Consider the following 23,428-nt stretch of genomic DNA (forward strand, 5'->3'; position numbering starts at 1 on the left):
GCTTCAGCCCGGCCACATCTCGTGCGAGGTGTTGAGCGTCTTCATCAGCGGATGGTCGCGCAGCCGCGCCCACAGGCGTTCAATGTTCGGCCATGCCGTCCGCGCGCTGTCGATGTCGGGATGCCAGGCCACCAGCATGACCAGATAGATGTCGGCCAGCGACACCCGGTCGCCGACCAGCCAGTCACGGCCTTCAAGCGCGGCATCCAGAACGGCAAAGCCACGGTCCATCTCGGCCACGGCTGCCTGCTTGACCGCCTTGGTGCCTTCGGGATCGGCAGTGTAGCGGTATGCGTAGTAGAAACGCAGCACCGCCGGATAGAGCACCGACGACATGAAGGCCATCCAGCGCAGGAAATCGGCGCGGGCAGGCGCGTCTGCTGCCGGCGCCAAATTGGCATCGGGATGACGCTCGGCAAGCAGGATGCAGATCGCCGCCGATTCCGTCATCGAGCTTCCGTCCGGCAAGGTCAGCACCGGCACCTGGTTCAACGGACTGATGTCGAGGAAGGCGGGGTCGGGCCGGTCGGTCTTCGGCACGTCGATCTGCTCGAACTGTGCATTCGCCAACGCCAGCGCTGCCTCGACGACGAAGCCGCCGCTGCCAGGACGGGTATAAAGCTTGTACATAAAATTCTCCCCCGGCCGCGCAAAGCAGGCCGGGGCGATATGAACCGGAAGCGGTGCCGCGCTCAAGCCGCCGATGGCGGCCACGCGCGTTTTTTCAGCGGGCCAGCTTGGACGCGAAGGAGCGTCGGACTACGATCCCAGCCCCTCGAACAGGATTGTCGACAGATAGCGCTCGGCGAAGGACGGGATGACCACCACAAGATTTTTGCCCTTGTTCTCCGGCCGCGAGCCGACGACGATGGCCGCCTGCAGGGCGGCGCCCGAAGAGATGCCGACCGGCACGCCTTCGAGGCGGGCGACGAGGCGGGCATTGGCCACCGAATCCTCGTTCGACACCTTGACGATCTCGTCATAGATCGTCGTGTCGAGGATCTTGGGCGCAAAACCGGCGCCGATGCCCTGGATCTTGTGCGGGCCGGGCTGGCCGCCCGACAGAACCGGCGAGGAGTCGGGCTCGACGGCGACGACATGCACGGAGGGCTTGCGCTTCTTCAGCACCTGGCCGACGCCGGTGATGGTGCCGCCGGTGCCGATGCCGGCGACGAAGATATCGACCTCGCCATGCGTATCGTTCCAGATTTCCTCGGCCGTCGTCGTGCGGTGGATTTCCGGATTGGCCGGGTTCTCGAACTGCTGCGGGATGATCGCATTGGGGATCGTCGCTGCCAGTTCGTCGGCCTTGGCGATGGCGCCCTTCATACCTTTCGGACCCTCGGTCAGCACCAACTCGGCGCCGAGCAGCGCCAGCATTTTCCGGCGCTCGACCGACATTGTTTCGGGCATCGTCAGGATCAGCTTGTAGCCCTTGGCCGCGGCGGCGAAGGCAAGCGCGATGCCGGTGTTGCCCGACGTCGGTTCGATCAGCGTTGTCTTGCCGGGAGAAATCTTGCCTGATGCCTCAAGCGCCTCGATCATCGCCACGCCAATGCGGTCCTTGACCGAGGCGATCGGATTGAAGAATTCGAGCTTGGCGATGAGATTGGCGACGATGCCCTTTTCCCTGGCGAACTTGTCGAGCCGCACCAGGGGCGTGTCGCCGATCGTATCGGTGATGGAATTGTAGACGCGGCCGCGACCGGGCACACGGGCTGTGACGGGCTTGTTCATTGGTTTCGCTCCCAGAATTTCAGGCGAGTAAGGATTTCAGGCAGTGGAATTGCAGCCGGCAAGATAGGGCCTTCGGTCGCGCAAGATAGACTGTCGGCTGAAAATATCCGAGTGGGCCCTGTGTCTAAAACCGTGCCGTCCCGGAAAAGCATTTCTCGCAAAGGCCCGTTTGCGAAATGCTTTGGCGGAAAGCTCTCTATTGCCGAGCGGCAATCGCTGCAGCAGCACCGACCATGAAGCCGGCCGCCGTGCGGTTCAGCGCCTTGAGCGCGCGGGGCGATTTCAGAAACCAGCGCGCCTTGGCCGCCAGCGCCAGATACGGCACCAGCACCACCAACAGGACGACAACGGTCAGCGCGACGAGGATGCCGTAATCCGCCAGCGTGATGGTTTTCAGGTCGACGATGGTCGGCGTGATCGCGAGATAGAAGATCATCGTCTTCGGATTGCCGAGGGTAACGGTCAGGCCGGCGGCAAAGCTCGACAGCAAGCCGCCCTTGCCTTTTCCGGCCTCGACGGTCTCGGGCGTGATGCCGCTGTTCCAGAAGCGCCAGCCGAGAAAGGCGAGATAGGCGACGCCGAGCCATTTGATGGCCAGGAAAACCATGCCGAAGGATTGTGCGACGAAGGCGAGGCCAAGCACCACGGCGGTCAGATAGGTGATGTCGCCAACCATCAGGCCAAACGACATCGCCAGCGACGAGCGGAAGCCTGAGCCGAGCGCACGGGCGACCAGCGCGGTGATGCCGGGACCAGGAATCGCGGCGGCGATGCCGAGGGCCGCACTATAGGCGAGGAATCCGGTAAGGGTCATGGCACTGGTCTCGGATCAGAGCGTTTTATTGCATGGGACAGGCCAAGATTGAATTCCCTGGGGCCGGATTCCATTGCACCAGATATCGAGGGCTCGCCTTACGAAGCCCCCTCATCCGGCCGCTTCGCGGCCACCTTCTCCCCGAGGGGAGAAGAGACGGGCGCCAGCGTCTGCTGACTCCTCTCCCCTCGGGGAGAGGTCGGATTGTTCCCGAATTGCTCTTCGCAATTCGGTTGGCAATCCGGGTGAGGGGGCCTGCGTTACCTGAGCAGATCAGGACGGACCGTCGCCATGGGTGACACGCCAGATGGTGCCGTTGCCGTCCTCGCTGACGATCAGCGCACCGTCGCTCGCAATCGCCACGCCGACCGGCCGGCCCCAGACCTCACCGTTGGAAACGACGAAGCCGGTGATGAAATCCTCATACGCGCCGGTCGGCTTGCCGTCCTTGAACAGCAACCGCACCACCTTGTAGCCGGTCCTGTTGCCGCGGTTCCATGAACCATGCAGAGCGACGAACGCATCGCCCTTGTATTCAGCTGGAAAGCTCTTCCCCTCGTAGAAGGCGATGGTGAGCGGCGCCGAATGCGCCTGCATCAGCACATCGGGAACGGTCGTTTTGCCGGCAAGATCGGGGCGCTCACCCTTGTGGCGCGGATCCTCATTGTTGCCGATATAGTACCAGGGCCAGCCATAGAAGGCACCCTCCTTGACCACGGTCGCGTATTCGGGTGGCACATTGTCGCCAAGCGCATCGCGTTCGTTGACGACGCACCACAGCGCGCCGGTCGCCGGCTGCACGGTCATACCCGAGCAGTTGCGCAGGCCGGCGGCAAAGATGCGGCCGTTCTTGCCATCGGGATCGAAGGTCAGCACGTCGGCGCGGCCGTCTTCAGAACCCCAGGCTGCACCCAGCGGCTGCGATTTCGCCCAGGCATCGAGTCCGCCTTTCGGCTCCCGGCCCATGTCCTCGGCGACATTCGATCCCGAGCCGACCGAAAGGTAAAGCGTCTTGCCGTCCGGCGAGAAGGCGATATCGCGGGTCCAGTGATGACTGGCGGGGATGTTGCCGACGATGGTTTCCGGGTCGCCGGAGGCCTTCAGTTCGCCATTGCGGTAGGCAAAGCGCACGATGCTGTCGCTGTTGGCGACATAGACCCATTGCGGGTCAGGGCCCGGCGGATAGAAGGCAATGCCATAGGGTCGGTTGAGATTGCCGGCAAAGATGCCGTCCTGCGCCGGCTTCGCACTGCCTTCGGCGAGGCGATAGATGCGGACCTGGTTGGCTTTGCTGTCGGCGACGAACAGGTCGCCATTCGGCGCGACGCGCACGACGCGTGGATTGTCGATGCCCGATGCAACCAGCTCGGCCGAGAACCCCGGCGGCAGTTGCAGCTTCGCGTCTGCCGGCATGTCCGCGATGCCGGCGCTGTTCGAGGTCGACCGGGTGGCATTGGGCTTGGGCAGATCATCCGGTCTGATCAGCCGGCGGGTGCCCGGCTTGTCCGCTCGCCAGTCGCCGAAGGCAGCCGCGCCTTTCAGTACCGGTTCGTCCGCCTGCTGGGCGAATGAAGCGGTCGAGACAAACAGTGCGGCGGAAAGTGCCGGGCCGGCAAAACGCATCATTCGGTCCTCCAGTGTTCGGGCGTGAAAACAGGAACGACCGGTTTCGTCGATCGTTCCACGGCACACGATGAGGTGAAGGAAGCTTGCGGTTTTCCGGTTCAGGTCCCGGCGGCGTAGAAATCGTCGTCGAGGCGTTTTTCCAACTCGACGAGGTCAGCCGGCAGCGGCAGGCCCATGGCGCGCATTTCCTGCAGTTTTTCGCGCAGCTGCTCCTGGATCTCGTGCTGGTCTTCCGGCTGGTTGACCATCTCCTCGAGCAGCAGGCTGATCCGGGCCTTGAATTCTTCGAGCGCCATCGTCGTCTCCTCGGTTGGATCAGCTCAGCGCAGCATGCGTGAAATCAGCTGCGCCGTATAGTCGACCATTGGGACGATGCGCGCGTAATTCAGCCGGGTCGGGCCGATGACGCCGAGCGCGCCGACGACGCGGGCATCCTTGTCGCGATAGGGGGCGACGACCAGCGACGAGCCCGACAGCGAAAACAGCTTGTTTTCCGAGCCGATGAAGATGCGCACACCCGAGCCCTGCTCGGCGAGGTCAAGCAGCTGGATAAGCCCGTCCTGCGTCTCCATGTCCTCGAACAGATGGCGCAGCAGCTCGATGTCGGCCTGGGCGGTGACGTTTTCAAGCAGATTGGCACGCCCGCGCACGATGAGCCGTGCCGGCAGGCCGCTGTCGGCGCCGGCCCACACCGCCAGCCCCTTCTCCACCAGGTCCTGCGACAGCGTGTCGAGCGCGGCCCTGGTTTCTTCCTTGATGCGAGCGATCTCGATCCGCGCCTCGGCCAGCGTGCGGCCGCGTATATGGGCGTTGAGGAAATTCGAGGCCTCGTGCAGTTGCGAGACGGTGATCCCGGCGGGCAGGTCGACGACGCGGTTTTCGACGTCGCCATTCTGCGACACCAGCACCGCCAGCGCCTTCGTCGGCTCAAGCTGGATGAATTCGATGTGCTTCAGCGCCACCTCGTTTTTGGCGGCCAGCACCAGGCCGGCGCCGCGCGACATGCCCGACAGCATCTGGCTGGCCTCGGTCAGCATGTGCTCCAGCGTCGCACCGGAGCCGGACGCCCGCACCTGTGCCTCGATGGCGCGGCGCTCCTCGTCGGAAAGGTCGCCAAGCTCCATGAAGGCATCGACGAAGAAACGCAGGCCGGCCTGCGTCGGCAGCCGGCCGGCCGAAATGTGCGGCGCGTAGATCAGGCCGAGATGCTCGAGGTCGCTCATCACGTTGCGGATGGTCGCCGGCGACAGTGAGGACGGCAGGATACGCGACAGGCTGCGCGATCCCACCGGTTCACCGTCCCTGAGATAGGAATCGACGATGCGCCGGAAGATGTCGCGGGAACGCATGTCGAGCGCCTGGAATACTGGCGACTGAAGCGCGGGCGACTGCGAACTCGGATCGACTGCCTTGGTCATACGGCCAAAAACCTCCGGCCCAAGGATATAGACTTACACTGCACCCGCGCAACCCGGTGTCTGTGTCCGATCGTCAGCCCATTTTCCTTTGCGCCACGCGTCCCATGCGGTTACAAGCCGGCCAAGATTCCGAAAAATGACAAGAAAGCAGCCCTGAATGCGCCCTTCCAAACGCCAATTCGACGAAATGCGTGCCATCTCCTTCGAGCGTGGCGTCTCCAAGCATGCCGAAGGCTCATGCCTGGTGAAGTTCGGCGACACGCATGTCCTGTGCACGGCCAGCCTCGAGGAAAAAGTGCCGGGTTGGATGCGCAACTCCGGCAAGGGCTGGGTGACGGCGGAATACGGCATGCTGCCGCGCTCGACCGGCGAGCGCATGCGCCGTGAGGCTTCGGCCGGCAAGCAGGGCGGCCGCACGCTGGAAATCCAGCGGCTGATCGGCCGCTCCTTGCGCGCCGTGGTCGATTTGCAGGCGCTGGGCGAACAGCAGATCACCGTCGACTGCGACGTCATCCAGGCCGATGGCGGCACCCGCACCGCATCGATCACCGGCGGCTGGGTGGCGCTGTATGACTGCCTGCGCTGGATGGAAGCGCGCCAGATGGCCAGCGTCGCCAAGGTGCTGAAGGACCATGTCGCGGCGATCTCCTGCGGCATCCATGACGGCCAGCCGGTCATCGACCTCGACTATATCGAGGATTCCGCGGCCGGCACCGACGCCAATTTCGTCATGACAGGCAAGGGTGGCATCGTCGAGATCCAGGGCACCGCCGAGGGCGAGCCTTTCTCCGAGGAGCAGTTCGCGGACCTGATGGGCCTGGCCAAGAAAGGCATCCAGCGCCTGGTGAGTTTGCAGCAGATGGCAGTGGCTTAGTTTTTAGATGTCGAGCCTGAGCGCCCCCCTCTGGCCTGCCGGCCATCTCCCCCTCAAGTGGGGAGATCGGATGTCATCTAGGGCTTCGCCAATCTCCGGCGTTGTAGGGCGCGCGACAATGCAGAAGCTGCCAATCTCCCCACCTGAGGGGGAGATGGCCGGCAGGCCAGAGGGGGGCGCCTCGTGACACCCTCCACGATCCTGGAATCGGCCCTCTACGTCACAGACCTGCCCGCCGCCGAAACCTTCTACACCGACATCCTCGGCCTCAATCTCCTCGGCAAGGTCGACGGCCGCCACCTCTTCTTCCGCTGCGGCCCCGGCGTGCTGCTCGTCTTCAACGCCGAGGCAACCAAAATCCCGCCGGCGCCCGACGCGAGGCTGCCGGTGCCACCGCACGGCGCGGTCGGCCAAGGTCATCTCTGCTTTACGGCGACCGACGATGAAATCGCCGGCTGGAAAGCCCATCTGGAGGCAAAGAAGATCGCCATCGAGAGCGAATTCGAGTGGCCGCAGGGCGGCCGTTCGATCTATATACGCGACCCCTCGGGCAACTCGATCGAATTTGCCGAGCCAAGAATCTGGGGCCTTTGATGCATTCTCTCGATGGCAAGAAGATCGTCGTCGCCACCCATAATGAGGGCAAGCTGCGCGAATTCGCCGACCTGATGGGACCGTTCGGCTTCGAAGCGAAGTCGGCCAGGGAGTATGGCCTGCCGGAGCCGGACGAGACCGGCACCACCTTCGAGGAGAACGCCTACATCAAGGCGCTCGCCGCCGCCAAGGCGACCGGCCTGCCGGCGTTGTCGGACGATTCCGGCCTGTGCGTCGACGCGCTTGACGGCGCGCCCGGCGTCTACACCGCCAACTGGGCCGAAACCCCGGACGGTTCGCGTGACTTCGGCATGGCCATGCAACGCACCGAAGTGGCGCTGCAGGAGGTCGGCGCCGCCTTGCCGGAGCAGCGCAAGGGACGCTTTGTCGCCGTCATCTGCCTGGCGTTTCCCGACGGCGAGGCCGAATATTATCGCGGCGAGGCCGAGGGCACGCTGGTCTGGCCACCGCGCGGCGAGCTCGGCTTCGGCTATGATCCTGTGTTCCTGCCCGAGGGCTTCGAAAAAACCTTCGGCGAAATGAGCGCCGAGGAAAAGCATGGCTGGAAGCCCGGCCAGGCCACGGCGCTGTCGCACCGCGCCCGTGCCTTCCAGAAATTCGCCAAAGCGAGATTGGGCTCGGCATGAGCATGCTGCTCGACCGGACGCCCGGCTTCGGCGTCTATGTCCACTGGCCGTTCTGCGCGGCCAAATGCCCCTATTGCGACTTCAACAGCCATGTTCGCCACCAGCCGGTCGACCAGGAGCGCTTTGCCGCCGCCTTCGAGGCCGAACTGGCGACGATGCGCGAGCGCACCGGGCCGCGCGAGGTGACCAGCGTTTTTCTAGGCGGCGGCACGCCCTCGCTGATGAAGCCGGAAACCGTGGCCAGGGTTCTGGACGCCGTGGCGAAGAACTGGACTGTGCCTGCCGGCATCGAGGTGACGCTGGAGGCCAATCCGTCCTCGGTCGAGGCCGAGCGCTTTCGCGGCTATCGGGCGGCTGGGGTCAATCGCGTGTCGCTCGGCGTGCAGGCGCTGAACGACAAGGATTTGCGCTTCCTCGGCCGGCTGCACAATGTCGAAGAGGCCCTGCACGCCATCGGCCTCGCGCGGGAAATATTCCCAAGGCTGTCCTTCGACCTGATCTACGCCCGCCCCGGCCAGACGCCGGAGGCTTGGGCATCGGAGCTGGAACAGGCGATCGGCCATGCCGCCGACCATCTGTCGCTCTACCAGCTGACCATCGAGGAAGGCACGCCCTTTCACGCGCTGCATGCGGCAAAGAAATTCATCATTCCCGACAACGACCATGCCGCCGACCTCTATGCACTGACGCAGGAGATCACCAAGGCGCACGGCCTGCCGGCCTACGAGATTTCCAACCACGCCAGGCCTGGCGCCGAGAGCCGGCACAACCTGACCTACTGGCGCTATGGCGAATATGTCGGCGTCGGGCCGGGCGCGCATGGCCGCTTCGTCGAGAACGGCCGGCGCACGGTGACAATCGCCGAGCGGATGCCGGAAACCTGGGCCAATCTGGTCGAGGCCAAGGGCCATGGCGTCACCGGCGGCGAGATCCTGACGCGCTCGGAAGAGGCCGACGAATTCCTGCTGATGGGCCTGCGGCTGGCCGAAGGCATCGACCTCTCCCGCTACGAGGCGTTCTCCGGGCGCGGCCTGTCGAGCGCGCGGTTGTCGATGCTGCAGGGCGAAGGGCTGGTGGCGCCGATCGGCAATGCGCGCCTGCGCGCCACGGCCGCCGGCATGATCGTGCTCGACGCGGTGGTCGCCGATCTGGCGCGCTAACCCTTGAAGAACGTCCTTTTCGTCTGCAGCCAGAACCGCTTGCGCAGCCCGACCGCCGAACAGGTGTTTTCAACGCGCCGCGATATCGAGGTGGCCTCGGCCGGAACCAACCACGATGCCGACACGCCGCTGACGCATGAGCTGGTCGCTTGGGCCGACATCATCTTCGTCATGGAAAAGGCGCACCGCACCAAGCTGCAGAAGAAATTCAGGGCCAGCCTGAAGAAGGCGCGTGTGATCTGCCTCGACATACCTGACGATTATGAATTCATGGATCTGGAGTTGATTGGCCTTCTGAAGGCACGCGTTTCACGGTATCTCGGTTAAGACGCAATCCGCGAAGGCCACCCGCATGAACCTGACCGTATCCTCCTGGCAATTCTGGGCGCTGCTCTCGGCTGCATTCGCTGCCCTGACGGCGATCTTCGCCAAGGTCGGCATCGAGAACATCAATTCCGATTTCGCCACCTTCATCCGCACGATCATCATCCTGATCGTGCTCGGTGCCATCCTGCTCGCCAGCGGCCAGTTCCAGTCGCCGGCTACGATCTCGGGAAAGACCTGGGCTTTCCTCGCCCTGTCCGGTCTGGCGACCGGCGCTTCATGGCTCTGCTATTTTCGCGCCCTGAAGATCGGCAATGCGGCGCAGGTGGCGCCGATCGACAAGCTAAGCGTCGTGCTTGTGGCGGTGTTTGGCGCGGCCTTTCTCGGCGAGCGGTTGTCCGGAGCGAACTGGCTTGGCGTCGCCCTTATCGCGGCGGGTGCTGTGCTGGTCGCCTATCGAGGGTAGTTGCGCGCCATGGCGTGCGTTCTTCGTTTCAAGACGGGTGATGAAGATATCGAAGCGATTGGGCATCGTCCGGTCAGTGCTCCGTCGTGCTGTCGGGTTTGTTGTCGGAAAGGCTGACGTTCGTCGGCAAGGTGCTGGCGACGCGCTCTTCGGTCAGGCTGTGCTCGGTCTTGGCAGACGGGCGCTTGTCCCTGGGGGTGGCAACGCGGTTGCGGCCGGCATAGTAGGGCTCGAAAGCGTCTTGTATCTTGAGGCTGTCCATCCTGTCCTCCTCCGGAATCAGGGGGCTAATCTGCCAACGCCGGTTTGGTTCCCCACTGTGGCAAAGGAAAGGCGAATTCCTTACATCGGCGTCAGCTTTTGCAAGCCCGCGTCAGCCGTGCCAAACAGGGTCGAACGGAGACTTGATCAGTGACCGCAGAGACGGGCAAGCGCAGCTATGTGGTCGGGCAGACCGAGATCGCGGCCCGGCCGCTGGAGCCGGCGCTCTATCTGGTGGCGACGCCGATCGGCAATCTCGCCGACATCACGCTGCGCGCGCTGGAGACGCTGGCCGCCGCCGACATCGTCGCTTGCGAAGATACACGGGTGTCGCGCGTGCTGCTCGACCGTTATGGCATCCGCCGCCGCACCACAGCCTATCATGAGCATAATGCCGGCGAGGCCGGGCCGAAGCTGATCGCGGCGCTGCAGGCCGGACAGAGCGTGGCGCTGATCTCCGATGCCGGCACGCCGCTGGTGTCCGATCCCGGCTACCGGCTGGTCGGCGAGGCGCTCGACCACGGCATTCGCGTCGTGCCTATCCCCGGCCCATCGGCGCCGCTCGCGGCGTTGACCGCATCCGGCCTGCCCTCCGATGCCTTCATGTTCGCCGGATTTTTACCGGTGAAGACCGGGCAGCGGCTGACGCGGCTGGAGGCACTGAAAGCCGTGCCGGCGACATTGATTTTCTTCGAATCGCCGCGCCGGCTGGCCGAATCCCTCGGTGCCATGGTCGAAGCGCTGGGCGGCGAGCGCAAGGCCGCGATCGGCAGGGAATTGACCAAGACCTTCGAGGAGATGCGAACCGGCACGCTGCAGGCGCTGGCCGACCACTATGCCGCGGCCGATACGCCGAAGGGCGAGATCGTCGTCTGCGTCGCTCCGGCCGAGGCCAGGGTCGACGAACCCGCCGACATCGACCGTTTGCTTCTGTCGCTTGCCGCCGAGATGCCGGCCTCCAAGGCGGCGGCGGAAGCCGCGAAGATGACCGGCGGCCAGAAACAGGCGCTCTATCGGCGATTGCTGGAGCTCAAGGATGCTTCGGGAGAAAGCGACGGTGGCTGAACGCCCGAGCGCCAGCCGCCAAAAAGCCTATCGGCGCGGCCATCGCAGCGAATGGCTGGCGGCGGCAGCGCTGATGCTGAAGGGCTACCGGATCCTGGCGCGCCGCCACCGCACGCGCTTCGGCGAGATCGACCTGATCGCGCGGCGCGGCGACCTGGTGCTGTTCGTCGAGGTCAAGGCGCGCCGGTCGCTGATGGAAGCCATGGAGGCGATCGGCCACGAATCGGAACGTCGAATAGAAGGCGCGGCCGACATCTGGCTGTCGCGCCAAGCGGACTACGGCAGGCTGTCGATGCGCTTCGACATGGTCGCCGTGCTGCCCTGGCGCTGGCCGGTGCATGTCGAGAACGCGTTTTATGGGAAGAGTTAGAGGGGGCAGCCCTCCTTCATTCGTCATCCACGGGCGGAGCCCGTGGGACGAAGCGTGAGGGCCGCTACGCGGAACACTCCTCACCCCCAGATCATCAACGCCACCAACCCGACACCGCCCACCACCAGCCGCCACCAGCCGAACAGCGAGTAACCCTTGCGCGAGACGTAATCGAGCAGGAAGCGCACGACGATGAGCGCCGTGACAAAGGCGGCGACGAAGCCGACGGCGATGATCGGCAGGTCGGCGCTGCTCAGCACGTTGCGGTTCTTGAACAGGTCGAAGGCGAAGGCGCCGACCATGGTCGGGATTGCAAGGAAGAAGGAAAATTCAGCGGCCGCGCGCTTGTCGACGCCCAAAAGCAGGGCGCCGACGATGGTCGAGCCCGAACGCGATGTGCCGGGAATGAGCGACAGGCACTGGAAAAGCCCGATCTGCAGGTAAAGCCGGGTCGGGAAGCGCTCGACGTCGCGATAAACCGGCTTGAGGTTCATGCGGTCGACCACCAGCAGCACGACGCCGCCGATAATCAGCATGATGCAGATCAGCCTCGGCGATTCGAACAGCACCGTCTTTATGAAATCATGCGCCAGCGCGCCGATGAATGCCGCCGGCAGGAAGGCGATGAGGATGCCGATGACGAAATGCCTGGTCAGTCGGTCGTGCGGCAGTTCGAGCAGCATTTTCCAGAGGCGGCGGAAATAAACGCTGAGGATCGCCAGGATGGCGCCGAGCTGGATCAGGATCTCGAAGGCCTTGCCGGTCGAGTGGAAGCCGAGGAAATGGCCAGCGAGCAGGATATGGCCGGTCGAGGACACCGGTATGAACTCGGTCAGCCCCTCCAGCAGGCCGAGCAGCAGGGCTTCGACGATGGTCTGGCTTTCCATGGCTACCTCGGCATTGGCATGACGGCTGACAGAAGGGCTTGCTTGTCATGGCGTTGAAGTCCCCCTATAGGTCGCAACACCCTGACGGCCCGCTAACCGGGCGGCCAAGACTTACCGGTGCGCCCTGCGATTCGCCAGTGCGCTTTATCATCGCGGAACCATGCTGACGCTTTTCCACCATCCCATGTTCGCCACCTGTCGCTTCGTCCGCCTCGCATTCGGCGAGTATGGCGAGGAGCTGGCTTTGATCGAGGAAAAGCCGTGGACCCGGCGCAAGGAGTTCCTGGCGCTGAACCCGGCCGGCACGCTGCCGATCCTGCTGGCCGAAGGCGACGTGCCGATCGTCGGCGCGACGGTCATATCGGAATATCTCGATGAAACGCGCGGCGTGCTGAAGCGCGACAAGCGGCTGTTCGCCGAGGACCCGATGCAGCGCGCCGAAATCCGCCGGCTCATCGACTGGTATCTCAACAAGGCTGAAAGCGAAGTCACCCGCCATCTGGTGCGTGAGCGCGTGCTGAAGCCGGTCATGCCGGAAACGGCGGGCGGCGGCTCGCCCGACTCGGGCGCGATCCGTGCGGCGCGCGCCAACATCCGCCAGCACATGAAATACACCAACTGGCTGGCCGGCACCCGCCATTGGCTGGCCGGCTCGAGGGTCACCTATGCCGATCTCGCGGCCGCGGCGACGCTGTCGGTGCTCGATTATCTCGGCGAGATAGACTGGCGCGAGCACAGCGCTGCTCGCGAATGGTACACGCGGGTCAAGTCGCGGCCTTCCTTCCGGCCGCTTTTGACCGACCGGGTGCGCGGCCTGTCACCGGTGTCGCATTATGCGGACCTCGACTTCTGACGCCGCAAAACTGCGCGCGCTGATCGACGCTGAGGCGCAGCGCGCCGGCTTCGATGCCGTCGCCGTCACCTCCCCCGATGCGATCCCGCTGGCGCCGGCGCGCCTGGCCGAATTCGTCGCCGATGGCTTTCACGGCTCAATGGACTGGATCGCCGAGACGCTGCAACGCCGCAGTGAACCAACGGCCCTCTGGCCGCAGGTACGCTCGATCGTCGTGCTGGCGATGAACTACGGCCCCGACCATGATCTTCGCGAAGTGCTGGCCAAGCGCGACCGCGGCGCGATCTCGGTCTATGCGCAAAACCGCGACTATCACGATGTGATGAAAGGCCGGCTGAAGGAGATCGCCGGCAAGCTCGTTGCCCGCGCCGGCGGTGACGTGAAGGTGTTCGTCGACACCGCACCTGTCATGGAAAAGCCGCTGGCCGAAGCCGCCGGGCTTGGCTGGCAAGGCAAACACACCAATCTGGTCAGCCGCGAGCACGGCTCCTGGCTGTTCCTCGGCACCATCTTCACCACCGCTGAACTGGTGCCCGACCGCGCCGAAATCGACCATTGCGGCTCCTGCCGCGCCTGCCTCGACGCATGCCCGACCGATGCTTTTCCGGCGCCCTACCGGCTCGATGCGCGGCGCTGCATTTCCTATCTCACCATCGAGAACAAGGGGCCGATTCCGCACGAATTCCGCGAAAAGATCGGCAACCGCATCTATGGCTGCGATGACTGTTTAGCCGCCTGCCCGTGGAACAAATTCGCCCGGGCGGCTTCGGAAGCAAAACTCGCCGCGCGCGATGATCTGCGCGAACCACCGCTCGCCGACCTTTTGGGTCTCGATGACGCGGCCTTCCGCGCTTTCTTCTCCGGTTCGCCGATAAAACGCATCGGCCGCGATCGGTTCATCCGCAACGTGCTGATCGCCGCCGGCAATTCCGGCGATGCCTCTCTTGCCGACACTGTGCGCGCCTTGCTGGACGATGCCTCGCAGCTGGTGCGGGGCGCGGCAATTTGGGCGCTGGCGCGGCTGGTGCCCGATGCCGAATATTCAGAAAGGGCAGCCCTCGGCCTGAAAACCGAGAGCGACGAAGCCGTGCGCGACGAATGGCGTCTGGCGCGGCCAACCAGGGCGAATGCATGAGCGAAAAGCAGATATTCATCTTCGGCGCCGGCTATTCCGGCAGGGCTTTTGCTCGGGCCAACAAAGGCGCCGCGACGATCTTCGGCACGACACGCTCGCCGGAAAAATTCGAGACGCTACGGCAGGCCGGCATCGCCCCGCTGCTGTTCGACGGTGCGCTGACCGAGGAAATCGGCGATGCACTGGAAAAGACAACGCATCTGCTGATTTCGGTCGCCCCGGAGGAGGCTGGCGATCCCGTGCTGGGTGCCGCCCGAGAGGCAATCGCTCAAATGCCGGCGCTGGAATGGATCGGCTATCTCTCTACGGTCGGGGTTTACGGCAATTATGACGGCGCCTGGGTCGATGAAACGGCTGAATGCCGGCCGGTGTCGAAGCGTTCGATGATGCGGGTGGCGGCAGAGCAGGACTGGCTGGAGCTGGGCCGCGAGATTCGCCGGCCGGTGGCGATCCTGCGACTCTCCGGCATTTACGGGCCGGGCCGCAATGCCCTGCTCAATCTGGAAAACGGCAGCGCAAGGCGGCTGGTCAAGCCCGACCAAGTGTTCAACCGCATTCATTGCGACGACATTGCAGGCTCCCTGTGGCAGCTCATCCAAGGCAATAAAGGCGGCATCTTCAACGTCACCGACGATCTGCCGGCGCCGCCGCAGGACGTCGTCGCCTATGCCGCATCATTGATGGGCATCGAACCGCCGCCCGAGATTCCTTTCGACGCCGCCCAACTTTCGCCCATGGCGCGGTCCTTCTATGGCGAGAACAAGCGCGTCGGCAACGCGGCGATCAAGGCGGCGGGCTATTCCCTGCGCTTTCCGGACTACCGCGCCGCCTTCGACCATATGTGGGCGAGCGGCGACTGGCGCGACGGCGAGGCGCGCAGCCCGATGAAGCGCTAAAAGCAATTCCAGGAAAAGTGTGACACGGTTCTCCGTCCGGGATTGCGTCAAAACAGAGATAGAGCGGTTCACCGTTTCGGTGAACCGCTCTATCGATCGAAGCGTTCCGCGTTGCATGCTATGATTCGGCCTGGTGGGGATCCGGTTTCATGAAAACACCGATACAGCCATCTCTCGGCAAAAAATTCAGGCTGGCGGCCGCTCTCGGCCTGTTCGTCCTTGCCGGTCTAGCCGTACGGCCGGCCGCGGCCGAGGAACGGGCAAAAGACCTGTTCGGCGCCAAGAAACTGCCAGCCGCGAGCGCGGCGCAATCGATCGGCTTCTATTCCAAGGGCTGTTTTGCCGGCGGCGTCGCCATTCCCATGGACGGTCCGACCTGGGAGGTGATGCGGCCGTCCCGCAACCGTCGCTGGGGCCATCCGGCTATGATCGCGGTGATCGAGAAATTGTCGCGCGACGCGGCAGCCGATGGTTGGCCGGGCCTGCTGATCGGCGACATTTCGCAGCCGCGCGGCGGCCCGATGCTGACCGGGCATGCCTCGCACCAGATCGGGCTCGACGCCGACATCTGGCTGACGCCGATGCCCAGCCGCCCGCTGTCGATGGCGCAGCGCGAATCGATGAGCGCCACCTTGATGGTCGATGAGAAGACCCATCTGGTGAAGGACGCGCTGTGGACGCCGGCGCACACAAGGCTTCTGAAGCGGGCGGCGAGCTACAGCCAGGTCGAGCGCATCCTGGTCAATCCGGGCATCAAGAAGAAACTCTGCGACACCGTCAGGGGCGACCGCGGCTGGCTGCGCAAGATCCGGCCGTTTTGGGGCCACGACTATCATTTTCACATGCGCATCGGCTGTCAGCCGGGATCCCCCGGCTGCAAGGCGCAGGAAGCGACGCCGGACGATGACGGTTGCGGCAAGCCATTGGCCTGGTGGTTCACGCAGGAGCCGTGGCGGCCCAACAAGAACCCGGATGCCCCCAAGGCACGCGACCTGATGACGATGGCGAACCTGCCGAGCGAATGCCGCGCCGTGCTCGACGCGCCGGGGCCGGCCTCGGCCGAGGCGGCGACCTATCATGGCGGCGGCGTGCCGGTCGCGGCTGCCGCACCCGAACCCGAAGCGCCGTCATTGTCCGCCACGCCGGCCGCCGCCGGCTTGCCAAGTACGGTGAACGCCTTCACGGCGACCCCCGAGACCGGCGTGCCGCTGCCGCGACCGCGGCCGCCAGGAAACTGACGGTCACGGCCCAATCGGTTCGGGGCCTTATTTTTGCGAAACCGTGTCGGTTTGGCCGCACAGCCGGCCTCAGCGCGCCGCCGGGGTCGAAAACCGTTTCCCTTTTCAAACCCATGCGCTAGTCAACGGAAGAACGGCTAGATGCCGTCGGTGGCGCCGGAGACGGACGAGAGCATGCCAGGCACAGGCGACGACGATACTTTGTTGCGGTTTCCGATCCTTATCGGCGACATCGGCGGCACCAATGCGCGCTTTTCGATCGTGCTCGACGCCAATTCCGAGGCAGGCGAGCCGACCATCGTCCAGACGGCGAACTACAACACCATCGACGAGGCGATCCAGGCGGCCGTGCTCGATCGCTCGTCGGTGCGTCCCAATTCGGCGGTGCTGGCGGTGGCCGGTCCGGTCGACGGCGACGAGATCGAACTGACCAACTGCCCCTGGATCGTCAAGCCGAGAAAAATGTTCGCCAGCCTCGGCCTGAGCGACATCGTCGTGCTCAACGATTTCGAGGCGCAGGCGCTGGCCGTCGTCGCGCTCGGCGAGGAGCACATGGAAAAGATCGGCGGCGGCACGCCGGAGCCCAATGCCGGCCGCGTCGTGCTCGGCCCCGGAACCGGGCTCGGCGTCGCCGGGCTGGTCCATGCGCTGCACCACTGGATACCGGTGCCCGGCGAGGGCGGCCATATGGACATCGGTCCGCGCTCGGCCCGCGATTTCGAGGTTTTTCCGCATATCGAGAAGCTGGAGGGCCGCATTTCGGGCGAGCAGATCCTGTGCGGACGCGGTCTGGTCAATGTCTATCGGGCGGTTGCCAAGGCGGACGGCAAGCCGTCGCCCTTCACCACGCCGGCCGAGATCACTGCCGCGGCACTTGCGAAAACCGATCCGGTTGCCGAGGAAGCGCTGGAGACCTTCGTCACCTGCCTTGGGCGCACGGCAGGCGACCTTGCTCTGGTGTTCATGAGCCGCGGCGGCGTGTTTCTCACCGGTGGCATCGCGCAGAAGATCGTGCCGGCGCTGAAAGCCGGCAATTTCCGTGCCGCTTTCGAGGACAAGGCGCCGCACAGCGCGATGATGCGCACCATGCCGGTGTATGTCATTACCCATCCGCTGGCCGCACTTCTGGGCCTTGCCGCCTATGCCAGGAACCCCTCGCTGTTCGGTGTCCAGACTTCGGGCCGGCGCTGGCGCGACGAAGTTAGTCACCCCGAGGCATAGGCAAGCTGGCTGCTTGGCGTTAAGAGGGGTGCCAAATTGCCCGGCCGCGGGAAGCGGAAATCTACGAAGCGCTCCAATTTGACATTTCAGCCCCCCAATTTGTCGAAACCCCGTGCGGGAGAGATCGTGGCGGTCATCCGCCGTATCCTCCAGGAAAATGGCCGCGACTATCGGGGGGCGTATGTTTTCACCATCCTCTGCCTGCTGACCGTGTCGGCGACGACGGCGCTTGCCGCCTGGATCATGAGTCCGGTCGTCAATCAGATCTTCTACGAACGGCGCGGCGACCTGATCCCATGGATCTGCGCCGCACTGCTCGGTGCCTTCATCCTGCGCGGCCTTGCCGGCTACGGCCAGGCGGTGACGATGGCCAGGATCGGCAACAATCTGGTGGCGCGCTATCAGCAGCGCATCTTCAACCATCTGATGAAGCTTGGCGTCTCCTTCTTCAACGACACAAGGTCCGGGCGGCTGGCCGCGCAGGTCAACGAGAACGTCAACGGCATTCGCGACCTGTTGTCGATGACGGTGACCTCGACCGCGCGTGATGCCGTCTCGCTGGTCGGCCTGGTCGGCGTGATGATCTACCAGGATCCGATACTCTCCTTGAGTTCGCTGCTGATCGGGCCGCCGCTGATCTGGACCGTCACCTATCTGATGCGCCGGGTGCGCCGCATCACGCGCGAATCGGTGCAGATCAACTCTCGGCTGATCGGCGCCATGCAGGAAGCCACGCAAGGCATCGCCATCGTCAAGGCCTTCACCATGGAGGACGAGCTGTCGCGCCGGATCAGCCAGCTAGCCGAGGATGCCGAGCAGCGGTCGAACAAGATCGCTCGCGTCTCCGAGCGGCTGACGCCGGTCTCCGAACTGCTGGCCGGCATCGCCTTCGCCAGCGTCATCGCCTATTCCGGCTACCGGGCCACCGTTCTCGGCCAGCCGCCGGGCGCGGTGTTTTCCTTCATCACGGCGCTGACGCTCGCCTATGATCCGGCCCGCCGTCTGGCGCGCATGCAGGTCGGCATGGAACGCGCGCTTGTGAATGCGCGCATGATCTACGAGCTTCTCGACATCGAGCCGCAGCAGAGCGACGCCCAAGGCGCCGCCGAGGCGAAATTCACCTCCGGCGAAGTGCGTTTCAACAACGTCTCCTTCCGCTATGTCGAGGAGGCTCCGGTGCTGCAGGATCTGAGTTTCGTCGCCGCGGCCGGCAAGGTGACGGCAATCGTCGGCGCTTCGGGCGCCGGCAAGACGACATTGGTGGCGCTGCTGCAGCGCTTCTACGATGTCGAGGCGGGATCGATCGAGATCGACGGCCAGGACATCTCGAAGGTCACCAAACAGTCGCTGCGCGGTTCCATCGCCTATGTCTCGCAGCAGCCCTATCTGTTCGAAGGCACCATCCGCGACAACATCCGCTACGGCCGGCTGAGCGCCACCGATGCCGAGATCGAACAGGCCGCGGGCCAAGCCGCGGCCGACGACTTCATTCGCCAGCAGCCGCAGGGCTACGACACGCCGGTCGGCGAGAACGGCGTGACGCTGTCCGGCGGCCAGCGCCAGCGCGTCTCGATCGCGCGGGCCATCGTGCGGCAGGCACCGATCCTTTTGCTCGACGAAGCGACATCGGCGCTCGACAACGAGGCCGAGGCTCGCGTCCAGCAGGCGCTGACAAAGGTCATGGAAGGCCGCACCACCATCGTCATCGCGCACCGGCTGTCGACGGTGGTCAATGCCGACCACATCATCGTCATGGAACAGGGCCGGCTGGTCGAGGAAGGCACGCACGCCTCGCTGATGGCCGATCCGCACAGCGTCTATGCCCGCTTCCACCGCATCCAGGGCGTCAAGGGTCTGGGGCTTGTCGACGACAGCGCGCCGATCCGGACTTCGGCGCAACGCCTGTCACAAGGCATCGACACGCAGAGCATCGCCGGGAGCACGACATGAGCGCCACGCCCGCAACCGACGGACCGGCAAATGATATGGGCCTGGTGGTGGTGGGCGCCGCCGGCCGCATGGGCCAGACGCTGATCCGTGCCATCCACTCTATATCAGGCGCGCGGGTCATCGGCGCGGTCGAGCGGGCGGATTCGCCGCATCTGGGCAAGGATGCCGGCGAGCTGGCCGGCATCGGCATCATCAACGTGCCGATCAGCGACGATCCGCTGCCGGTGTTCGCCAAGGCCGACGGTGTGCTCGATTTCACCACGCCTGCTTCGACGGTCGAATTCGCCGGCTACGCGGCGCAGGCGCGCATCGTCCATGTCATAGGCACTACCGGCTGTTCGACCGATGACAATGCCAGGATCGCGGCGGCGGCGCGCCATGCGACGATCGTCAAATCGGGCAATATGAGCCTCGGCGTCAATCTTCTGGCGGTGCTGGTCGAGCAGGCGGCGCGCGCGCTCGATGCCGACGATTTCGACATCGAGATCCTCGAAATGCACCACAAGCACAAGGTCGACGCGCCTTCGGGCACGGCGCTGCTGCTGGGTGAAGCCGCCGCCGCCGGGCGTGGTATCGAGCTCTCAGGCAACGACGTGCGCGTCCGCGACGGCCACACCGGGGTGCGCAAGACGGGCTCGATCGGCTTTGCCACGTTGCGCGGGGGCTCTGTCGTCGGCGACCACAGCGTGATGCTGGCCGGCACCGGCGAGCGCATCACCCTGTCGCACCACGCCGAGGACCGCGCCATCTTCGCCCGCGGCGCCGTCAAGGCGGCGCTTTGGGCGCGCGGCAAGAAGCCGGGACTGTATTCGATGCGGGACGTGCTCGGCCTCAGCTGAGCCGGCCTGATCCATAAACCTGAAGGAGCAAACATGTCGCGAACCCTCGTGCTCGTGCGCCACGGCCAGAGCGAATGGAATTTGAAGAACCTGTTCACCGGCTGGCGCGACGTCGACCTGACCGAACAGGGCCACGCCGAGGCCAAGGCCGCCGGGCAAAAGCTCAAGGCGCGCGGCCTGAAATTCGACATCGCCTTCACCTCCGCGCTGATCCGGGCGCAAAAGACATGCCAGCACATCCTCGACGCGGTCGGCCAGGGCGACCTGAAGACCATCCGCGACCAGGCGCTCAACGAGCGCGACTATGGCGACCTCTCCGGCCTCAACAAGGACGACGCCCGCAAGAAATGGGGCGAGGAGCAGGTGCATGTCTGGCGCCGCTCCTACGACGTGCCGCCGCCTGCCGGCGAGAGCCTGAAGGACACCGGCGCCCGCGTCTGGCCCTATTACCTGCACGATTTGCAGCCGCATGTGCTGCGCGGCGGCACCGTGCTGGTCGCCGCGCACGGCAACTCCCTGCGCGCGCTGATCATGGCGCTCGACGGCAAGTCGGGCGAGGAGATCGTCAAGCTGGAACTCGGCACCGGCGTGCCGGTCATCTACCAGCTCAACGCCGATTCCACCGTCGCTTCCAAGGAAGTGCTGGACGACTGAGCCGGCGAACGGAGCACCTGCGAAAAAAGCGCGTTGACAGCAATCGCTTGCCCGCTTACATGAGCCCGCACCAGCCCAGATGGCGGAATTGGTAGACGCGCACGGTTCAGGTCCGTGTTCCGCAAGGAGTGGAGGTTCGAGTCCTCTTCTGGGCACCAAATTCCCGTTTCGAACCACTTGACGGTTCAGAAACTTAGAGAAAAAAGCCCGGTTCGTCCGGGCTTTTTCTTTTCAGCCAACCTCCCCTTCCGGCCAGTCCCCTCACAAACCGCTTCAAACTCCGCGGCCGCTTCGCTACGCTCAAAACCATGGCTCAATCCACCAACCCGATCTTCGGTGCCCGCCGCGACCAGGCGTTCCCCACGCTGGCCGAGGTGGACATCGACCGCATGCGCCGGTTCGGCGAGGCCAGCGCCTATGCAGCCGGCGAGCACATCATCGAAGCCGGCGATGTGGCGCCCGGCCTGATCGTCGTGCTGTCGGGTAGCGTGGACATCACCCAGGACGGCGGGCTCGGCCGGCGCGAGACGATCGTCACGCACGGCCCGGGCAGCTTTGTCGGTGAGCTGGCGCAGCTTTCGGCCCGTCCCTCGCTGGTGAATGCGCAGGCCGCCGAGCCGGTGGAGGCGTTCGTCATCGCCTCGCAACGACTGCGCGACCTGATGGTGCAGGAGGCCAATCTCGGCGAGCGCATCATGCGGGCGCTGATCCTGCGCCGCGTCGGGCTCTTGGAGAGCGCCACCAGCGGGCCGATCATCATCGGACCCCAGGACAATGCCGACGTGTTGCGGCTGCAGGGTTTTCTGGCGCGCAGCGGCCAGCCGCACCGCGTGCTCGATTCCGACAGCGATCCCTGCGCCAAAACCCTGGTCGAACGCTTCGAGGTCGATCCGCACCACCTGCCGATCGTGCTCTGTCCAAACGGCAGGCTGCTGATGAACCCCGGCGAAAAGGACCTCGCCCGCTGCGTCGGCCTGTTGCGCCCGATCGATGCCGATACGGTGTATGACGTGGCCATCGTCGGCGCCGGCCCGGCAGGGCTGGCGGCGGCGGTCTATGCGGCATCCGAAGGGCTGTCGACGATCGTGCTCGATTGCCGTGCCTTCGGCGGACAGGCCGGCGCCTCCTCGCGCATCGAGAACTATCTCGGTTTCCCGACCGGCATCACCGGCATGGCGCTGATGGCGCGCGCCTACAACCAGGCGCAGAAGTTCGGCGTTGAAATGGTCATCCCGGACGAGGCGAAGCTTTTGAGCGCGGCCACCGACACTTCAGGCGCCCGCTATCTGCTCGATGTCGGTGACGGCGAGACCGTGCGCACGCGCAGCGTGGTGATCGCCAGCGGCGCGCGTTATCGTCGCCTCGACATCGCCGATCTGGCGCGGTTCGAGGGGACGTCCGTGCACTATTGGGCGTCGCCCATCGAAGGCCGGCTTTGCGCGGGCCAGGAAGTGGCGCTGGTCGGCGCCGGCAATTCGGCCGGGCAAGCGGCTGTCTACTTGGCCAGTCATGCGCGGAAGGTGGCGCTGCTGGCGCGCGGCGGCAGCCTCGATGCCAGCATGTCGCGCTACCTGGTCGAGCGCATCCGGGCGCAGCCGAACATCGAGGTGCTGACCGGGACCGAAATCGAGGCGCTGGACGGCGAAGAGGGCAATCTTGCCACGGTGCGCTGGCGCAACCGCGCCAGCGGCGCGGAAACGACGCGCCCGATCCGCCATCTCTTCCTCTTCATCGGCGCCGATCCGAACACCGATTGGCTGGCCAACTGCGATGTCGCGCTGGACGCCAGGGGTTTCGTGCGCACCGGATCGGACATAGGATCGGCGCAGATGGAGACGAGCCGCAGCGGCGTGTTCGCCATAGGCGATGTCCGCGCCGGTTCGGTCAAACGGGTCGCGGCGGCTGTCGGCGAAGGCGCCCAGGTGGTCGCGGCTCTGCATGCCTACCTCGCGCGCGGCAACGCCGACACATTTCGAATGGCCGGGAGACCATGATGGATGAATGCAGACATACGCGCGACATCAGGAAGGTCACGCCGAGCGCGCTCGGCTGCGAGGAATGCCTGAAGAGCGGGTCGCAATGGGTGCATCTGCGGCTGTGTCGTACCTGCGGCCATGTCGGCTGCTGCGACGACTCGCCCAACCGCCACGCCACCAAGCATTTCCACGCCATCAAGCATCCGATCATCGAGGGCTACGATCCGCCCGAAGGCTGGGCATGGTGCTATGTCGACGAGGTGTTTGTCGACCTCGGCGACGATGTGACCCCGCAGAACGGTCCGATCCCGCGCTTTGTTTGAGCGCCCTGGAGACGCCGAAGAAGAGCCCGGTTCGCCCGGGTTTTTCTTTGTCCAGCATTACGCGCTCGATGCCCGACTGTCCGCAAACTGACAGCCTACC

Annotated in this window: 26 protein-coding genes and 1 tRNA gene; 19 read left to right on the forward strand and 8 right to left on the reverse strand. The window is 64.9% G+C overall.

All coding sequences use genetic code 11. The features are described from left to right. Nucleotides 1-3: 3 nt before the first annotated feature. From EOC83_RS08310 to hrcA, 6 genes are all read right to left on the reverse strand, one after another. Nucleotides 4-630: a glutathione S-transferase family protein gene (locus EOC83_RS08310; RefSeq protein ID WP_063170412.1), complete on the reverse strand. Its 627-nt coding sequence runs from the start codon at nt 628-630 to the stop codon at nt 4-6. A gap of 129 nt (nt 631-759) precedes the next feature. Continuing rightward, a complete protein-coding gene (gene cysK / locus EOC83_RS08315; RefSeq protein WP_027161213.1) occupies nt 760-1,737 on the reverse strand; it encodes a cysteine synthase A in 978 nt (325 codons plus the stop codon). Nucleotides 1,738-1,933: 196 nt separating this feature from the next. After that, nucleotides 1,934-2,551, reverse strand: coding sequence for a LysE family translocator (locus EOC83_RS08320; protein ID WP_013528636.1), 618 nt, complete (start codon nt 2,549-2,551; stop codon nt 1,934-1,936). A gap of 273 nt (nt 2,552-2,824) precedes the next feature. Beyond that, nucleotides 2,825-4,177, reverse strand: a complete 1,353-nt coding sequence (locus tag EOC83_RS08325) for a sorbosone dehydrogenase family protein (protein ID WP_082826610.1) — start codon at nt 4,175-4,177, stop codon at nt 2,825-2,827. A gap of 98 nt (nt 4,178-4,275) precedes the next feature. After that, nucleotides 4,276-4,473 (reverse strand): hypothetical protein, encoded by a 198-nt coding sequence (locus tag EOC83_RS08330; protein ID WP_023814156.1) that lies wholly within the window; start codon nt 4,471-4,473, stop codon nt 4,276-4,278. A gap of 24 nt (nt 4,474-4,497) precedes the next feature. Then, complete coding sequence (hrcA, locus tag EOC83_RS08335) at nt 4,498-5,595, reverse strand: heat-inducible transcriptional repressor HrcA (protein ID WP_027161211.1); 1,098 nt, start codon at nt 5,593-5,595, stop codon at nt 4,498-4,500. 157 nt (nt 5,596-5,752) lie between these two features. Here hrcA and rph point away from each other — a divergent pair, with 157 nt between their 5' ends. The 6 genes from rph (at nt 5,753) to EOC83_RS08370 (ending at nt 9,660) form a co-directional block, all read left to right on the forward strand. Beyond that, a complete protein-coding gene (gene rph, locus EOC83_RS08340; protein WP_013528632.1) occupies nt 5,753-6,469 on the forward strand; it encodes a ribonuclease PH in 717 nt (238 codons plus the stop codon). 183 nt (nt 6,470-6,652) lie between these two features. Further along, a complete protein-coding gene (locus EOC83_RS08350) occupies nt 6,653-7,063 on the forward strand; it encodes a VOC family protein (protein ID WP_063169655.1) in 411 nt (136 codons plus the stop codon). Further along, nucleotides 7,063-7,710: an RdgB/HAM1 family non-canonical purine NTP pyrophosphatase gene (rdgB, locus tag EOC83_RS08355; RefSeq protein WP_063169656.1), complete on the forward strand. Its 648-nt coding sequence runs from the start codon at nt 7,063-7,065 to the stop codon at nt 7,708-7,710. Before EOC83_RS08350 ends, rdgB begins: the two co-directional genes overlap by 1 nt. Next, complete coding sequence (hemW, locus tag EOC83_RS08360) at nt 7,707-8,870, forward strand: radical SAM family heme chaperone HemW (protein ID WP_063169657.1); 1,164 nt, start codon at nt 7,707-7,709, stop codon at nt 8,868-8,870. The genes rdgB and hemW overlap by 4 nt, the downstream gene beginning before the upstream one ends. A 3-nt stretch (nt 8,871-8,873) precedes the next feature. Next, nucleotides 8,874-9,197, forward strand: a complete 324-nt coding sequence (locus EOC83_RS08365; protein ID WP_013528628.1) for a low molecular weight protein tyrosine phosphatase family protein — start codon at nt 8,874-8,876, stop codon at nt 9,195-9,197. 25 nt (nt 9,198-9,222) lie between these two features. After that, nucleotides 9,223-9,660 carry an EamA family transporter gene (locus tag EOC83_RS08370; RefSeq protein WP_013528627.1) on the forward strand — a complete coding sequence of 146 codons (438 nt, stop codon included), beginning with the start codon at nt 9,223-9,225 and terminating at the stop codon, nt 9,658-9,660. 73 nt (nt 9,661-9,733) lie between these two features. Here the strand turns inward: EOC83_RS08370 and EOC83_RS08375 are convergent, their stop codons facing one another. Beyond that, the gene (locus tag EOC83_RS08375; RefSeq protein WP_013528626.1) at nt 9,734-9,922 is read right to left on the reverse strand and encodes a hypothetical protein; all 189 of its coding nucleotides are present in this window, start codon (nt 9,920-9,922) and stop codon (nt 9,734-9,736) included. A 149-nt stretch (nt 9,923-10,071) separates the two neighbouring features. Between EOC83_RS08375 and rsmI the strand changes: the two genes are divergently transcribed. After that, nucleotides 10,072-10,986: a 16S rRNA (cytidine(1402)-2'-O)-methyltransferase gene (gene rsmI / locus EOC83_RS08380; protein WP_063169658.1), complete on the forward strand. Its 915-nt coding sequence runs from the start codon at nt 10,072-10,074 to the stop codon at nt 10,984-10,986. Beyond that, on the forward strand, nt 10,979-11,356 hold the full coding sequence (locus EOC83_RS08385; protein ID WP_063169659.1) for a YraN family protein: 378 nt from the start codon (nt 10,979-10,981) through the stop codon (nt 11,354-11,356). The genes rsmI and EOC83_RS08385 overlap by 8 nt, the downstream gene beginning before the upstream one ends. Before the next feature lie 80 nt (nt 11,357-11,436). On the opposite strand, the gene EOC83_RS08390 is transcribed toward EOC83_RS08385, so the two are convergent. After that, nucleotides 11,437-12,243, reverse strand: a complete 807-nt coding sequence (locus tag EOC83_RS08390) for an undecaprenyl-diphosphate phosphatase (RefSeq protein WP_013528623.1) — start codon at nt 12,241-12,243, stop codon at nt 11,437-11,439. Nucleotides 12,244-12,403: 160 nt separating this feature from the next. Between EOC83_RS08390 and EOC83_RS08395 the strand changes: the two genes are divergently transcribed. The 11 genes from EOC83_RS08395 to EOC83_RS08445 all read left to right on the forward strand — a co-directional run bounded on the left by EOC83_RS08395 (nt 12,404) and on the right by EOC83_RS08445 (nt 23,328). After that, nucleotides 12,404-13,096, forward strand: a complete 693-nt coding sequence (locus EOC83_RS08395) for a glutathione S-transferase family protein (RefSeq protein ID WP_013528622.1) — start codon at nt 12,404-12,406, stop codon at nt 13,094-13,096. Then, nucleotides 13,077-14,231 carry a tRNA epoxyqueuosine(34) reductase QueG gene (gene queG, locus EOC83_RS08400; protein WP_027161203.1) on the forward strand — a complete coding sequence of 385 codons (1,155 nt, stop codon included), beginning with the start codon at nt 13,077-13,079 and terminating at the stop codon, nt 14,229-14,231. The genes EOC83_RS08395 and queG overlap by 20 nt, the downstream gene beginning before the upstream one ends. Next, nucleotides 14,228-15,127 carry an SDR family oxidoreductase gene (locus EOC83_RS08405; protein WP_063170414.1) on the forward strand — a complete coding sequence of 300 codons (900 nt, stop codon included), beginning with the start codon at nt 14,228-14,230 and terminating at the stop codon, nt 15,125-15,127. Before queG ends, EOC83_RS08405 begins: the two co-directional genes overlap by 4 nt. 149 nt (nt 15,128-15,276) lie before the next feature. Next, nucleotides 15,277-16,365: a penicillin-insensitive murein endopeptidase gene (mepA, locus tag EOC83_RS08410; protein ID WP_063169660.1), complete on the forward strand. Its 1,089-nt coding sequence runs from the start codon at nt 15,277-15,279 to the stop codon at nt 16,363-16,365. 174 nt (nt 16,366-16,539) lie between these two features. Continuing rightward, nucleotides 16,540-17,586, forward strand: a complete 1,047-nt coding sequence (locus EOC83_RS08415) for a glucokinase (RefSeq protein ID WP_027161200.1) — start codon at nt 16,540-16,542, stop codon at nt 17,584-17,586. 78 nt (nt 17,587-17,664) lie between these two features. Further along, entirely contained in the window at nt 17,665-19,536 is a 1,872-nt protein-coding gene (locus EOC83_RS08420) for an ABC transporter ATP-binding protein (protein ID WP_024502175.1), read from the forward strand. Then, a complete protein-coding gene (gene dapB, locus EOC83_RS08425; protein WP_013528616.1) occupies nt 19,533-20,375 on the forward strand; it encodes a 4-hydroxy-tetrahydrodipicolinate reductase in 843 nt (280 codons plus the stop codon). The genes EOC83_RS08420 and dapB overlap by 4 nt, the downstream gene beginning before the upstream one ends. A gap of 33 nt (nt 20,376-20,408) precedes the next feature. Further along, the gene (locus EOC83_RS08430) at nt 20,409-21,029 is read left to right on the forward strand and encodes a 2,3-bisphosphoglycerate-dependent phosphoglycerate mutase (RefSeq protein WP_013528615.1); all 621 of its coding nucleotides are present in this window, start codon (nt 20,409-20,411) and stop codon (nt 21,027-21,029) included. A 73-nt stretch (nt 21,030-21,102) separates the two neighbouring features. Then, nucleotides 21,103-21,187, forward strand: a tRNA-Leu gene (locus EOC83_RS08435). 150 nt (nt 21,188-21,337) lie between these two features. Continuing rightward, complete coding sequence (locus EOC83_RS08440; RefSeq protein ID WP_063169661.1) at nt 21,338-23,023, forward strand: FAD-dependent oxidoreductase; 1,686 nt, start codon at nt 21,338-21,340, stop codon at nt 23,021-23,023. Beyond that, entirely contained in the window at nt 23,020-23,328 is a 309-nt protein-coding gene (locus EOC83_RS08445) for a UBP-type zinc finger domain-containing protein (protein WP_063169662.1), read from the forward strand. Before EOC83_RS08440 ends, EOC83_RS08445 begins: the two co-directional genes overlap by 4 nt. The last annotated feature ends 100 nt before the right edge of the window (nt 23,329-23,428 follow it).

Origin of the sequence: Mesorhizobium sp. Primo-A, from assembly GCF_003997175.1 — a bacterium.
GTDB lineage: Bacteria > Pseudomonadota > Alphaproteobacteria > Rhizobiales > Rhizobiaceae > Mesorhizobium > Mesorhizobium ciceri.

Bases quoted from the DNA above. Each gene is read 5' to 3' on its own strand.
- EOC83_RS08415 (WP_027161200.1), top strand. From the start codon at position 16,540: ATGCCAGGCACAGGCGACGACGATACTTTGTTGCGGTTTCCGATCCTT.
- EOC83_RS08325 (WP_082826610.1), bottom strand. From the start codon at position 4,177: ATGATGCGTTTTGCCGGCCCGGCACTTTCCGCCGCACTGTTTGTCTCG.
- EOC83_RS08330 (WP_023814156.1), bottom strand. From the start codon at position 4,473: ATGGCGCTCGAAGAATTCAAGGCCCGGATCAGCCTGCTGCTCGAGGAG.
- EOC83_RS08375 (WP_013528626.1), bottom strand. From the start codon at position 9,922: ATGGACAGCCTCAAGATACAAGACGCTTTCGAGCCCTACTATGCCGGC.
- EOC83_RS08445 (WP_063169662.1), top strand. From the start codon at position 23,020: ATGATGGATGAATGCAGACATACGCGCGACATCAGGAAGGTCACGCCG.
- hemW (WP_063169657.1), top strand. From the start codon at position 7,707: ATGAGCATGCTGCTCGACCGGACGCCCGGCTTCGGCGTCTATGTCCAC.
- EOC83_RS08395 (WP_013528622.1), top strand. From the start codon at position 12,404: ATGCTGACGCTTTTCCACCATCCCATGTTCGCCACCTGTCGCTTCGTC.
- cysK (WP_027161213.1), bottom strand. From the start codon at position 1,737: ATGAACAAGCCCGTCACAGCCCGTGTGCCCGGTCGCGGCCGCGTCTAC.
- EOC83_RS08310 (WP_063170412.1), bottom strand. From the start codon at position 630: ATGTACAAGCTTTATACCCGTCCTGGCAGCGGCGGCTTCGTCGTCGAG.
- mepA (WP_063169660.1), top strand. From the start codon at position 15,277: ATGAAAACACCGATACAGCCATCTCTCGGCAAAAAATTCAGGCTGGCG.
- queG (WP_027161203.1), top strand. From the start codon at position 13,077: ATGCGGACCTCGACTTCTGACGCCGCAAAACTGCGCGCGCTGATCGAC.
- EOC83_RS08405 (WP_063170414.1), top strand. From the start codon at position 14,228: ATGAGCGAAAAGCAGATATTCATCTTCGGCGCCGGCTATTCCGGCAGG.
- rph (WP_013528632.1), top strand. From the start codon at position 5,753: ATGCGCCCTTCCAAACGCCAATTCGACGAAATGCGTGCCATCTCCTTC.
- EOC83_RS08370 (WP_013528627.1), top strand. From the start codon at position 9,223: ATGAACCTGACCGTATCCTCCTGGCAATTCTGGGCGCTGCTCTCGGCT.
- dapB (WP_013528616.1), top strand. From the start codon at position 19,533: ATGAGCGCCACGCCCGCAACCGACGGACCGGCAAATGATATGGGCCTG.
- EOC83_RS08320 (WP_013528636.1), bottom strand. From the start codon at position 2,551: ATGACCCTTACCGGATTCCTCGCCTATAGTGCGGCCCTCGGCATCGCC.
- EOC83_RS08440 (WP_063169661.1), top strand. From the start codon at position 21,338: ATGGCTCAATCCACCAACCCGATCTTCGGTGCCCGCCGCGACCAGGCG.
- EOC83_RS08390 (WP_013528623.1), bottom strand. From the start codon at position 12,243: ATGGAAAGCCAGACCATCGTCGAAGCCCTGCTGCTCGGCCTGCTGGAG.
- rdgB (WP_063169656.1), top strand. From the start codon at position 7,063: ATGCATTCTCTCGATGGCAAGAAGATCGTCGTCGCCACCCATAATGAG.
- hrcA (WP_027161211.1), bottom strand. From the start codon at position 5,595: ATGACCAAGGCAGTCGATCCGAGTTCGCAGTCGCCCGCGCTTCAGTCG.
- EOC83_RS08430 (WP_013528615.1), top strand. From the start codon at position 20,409: ATGTCGCGAACCCTCGTGCTCGTGCGCCACGGCCAGAGCGAATGGAAT.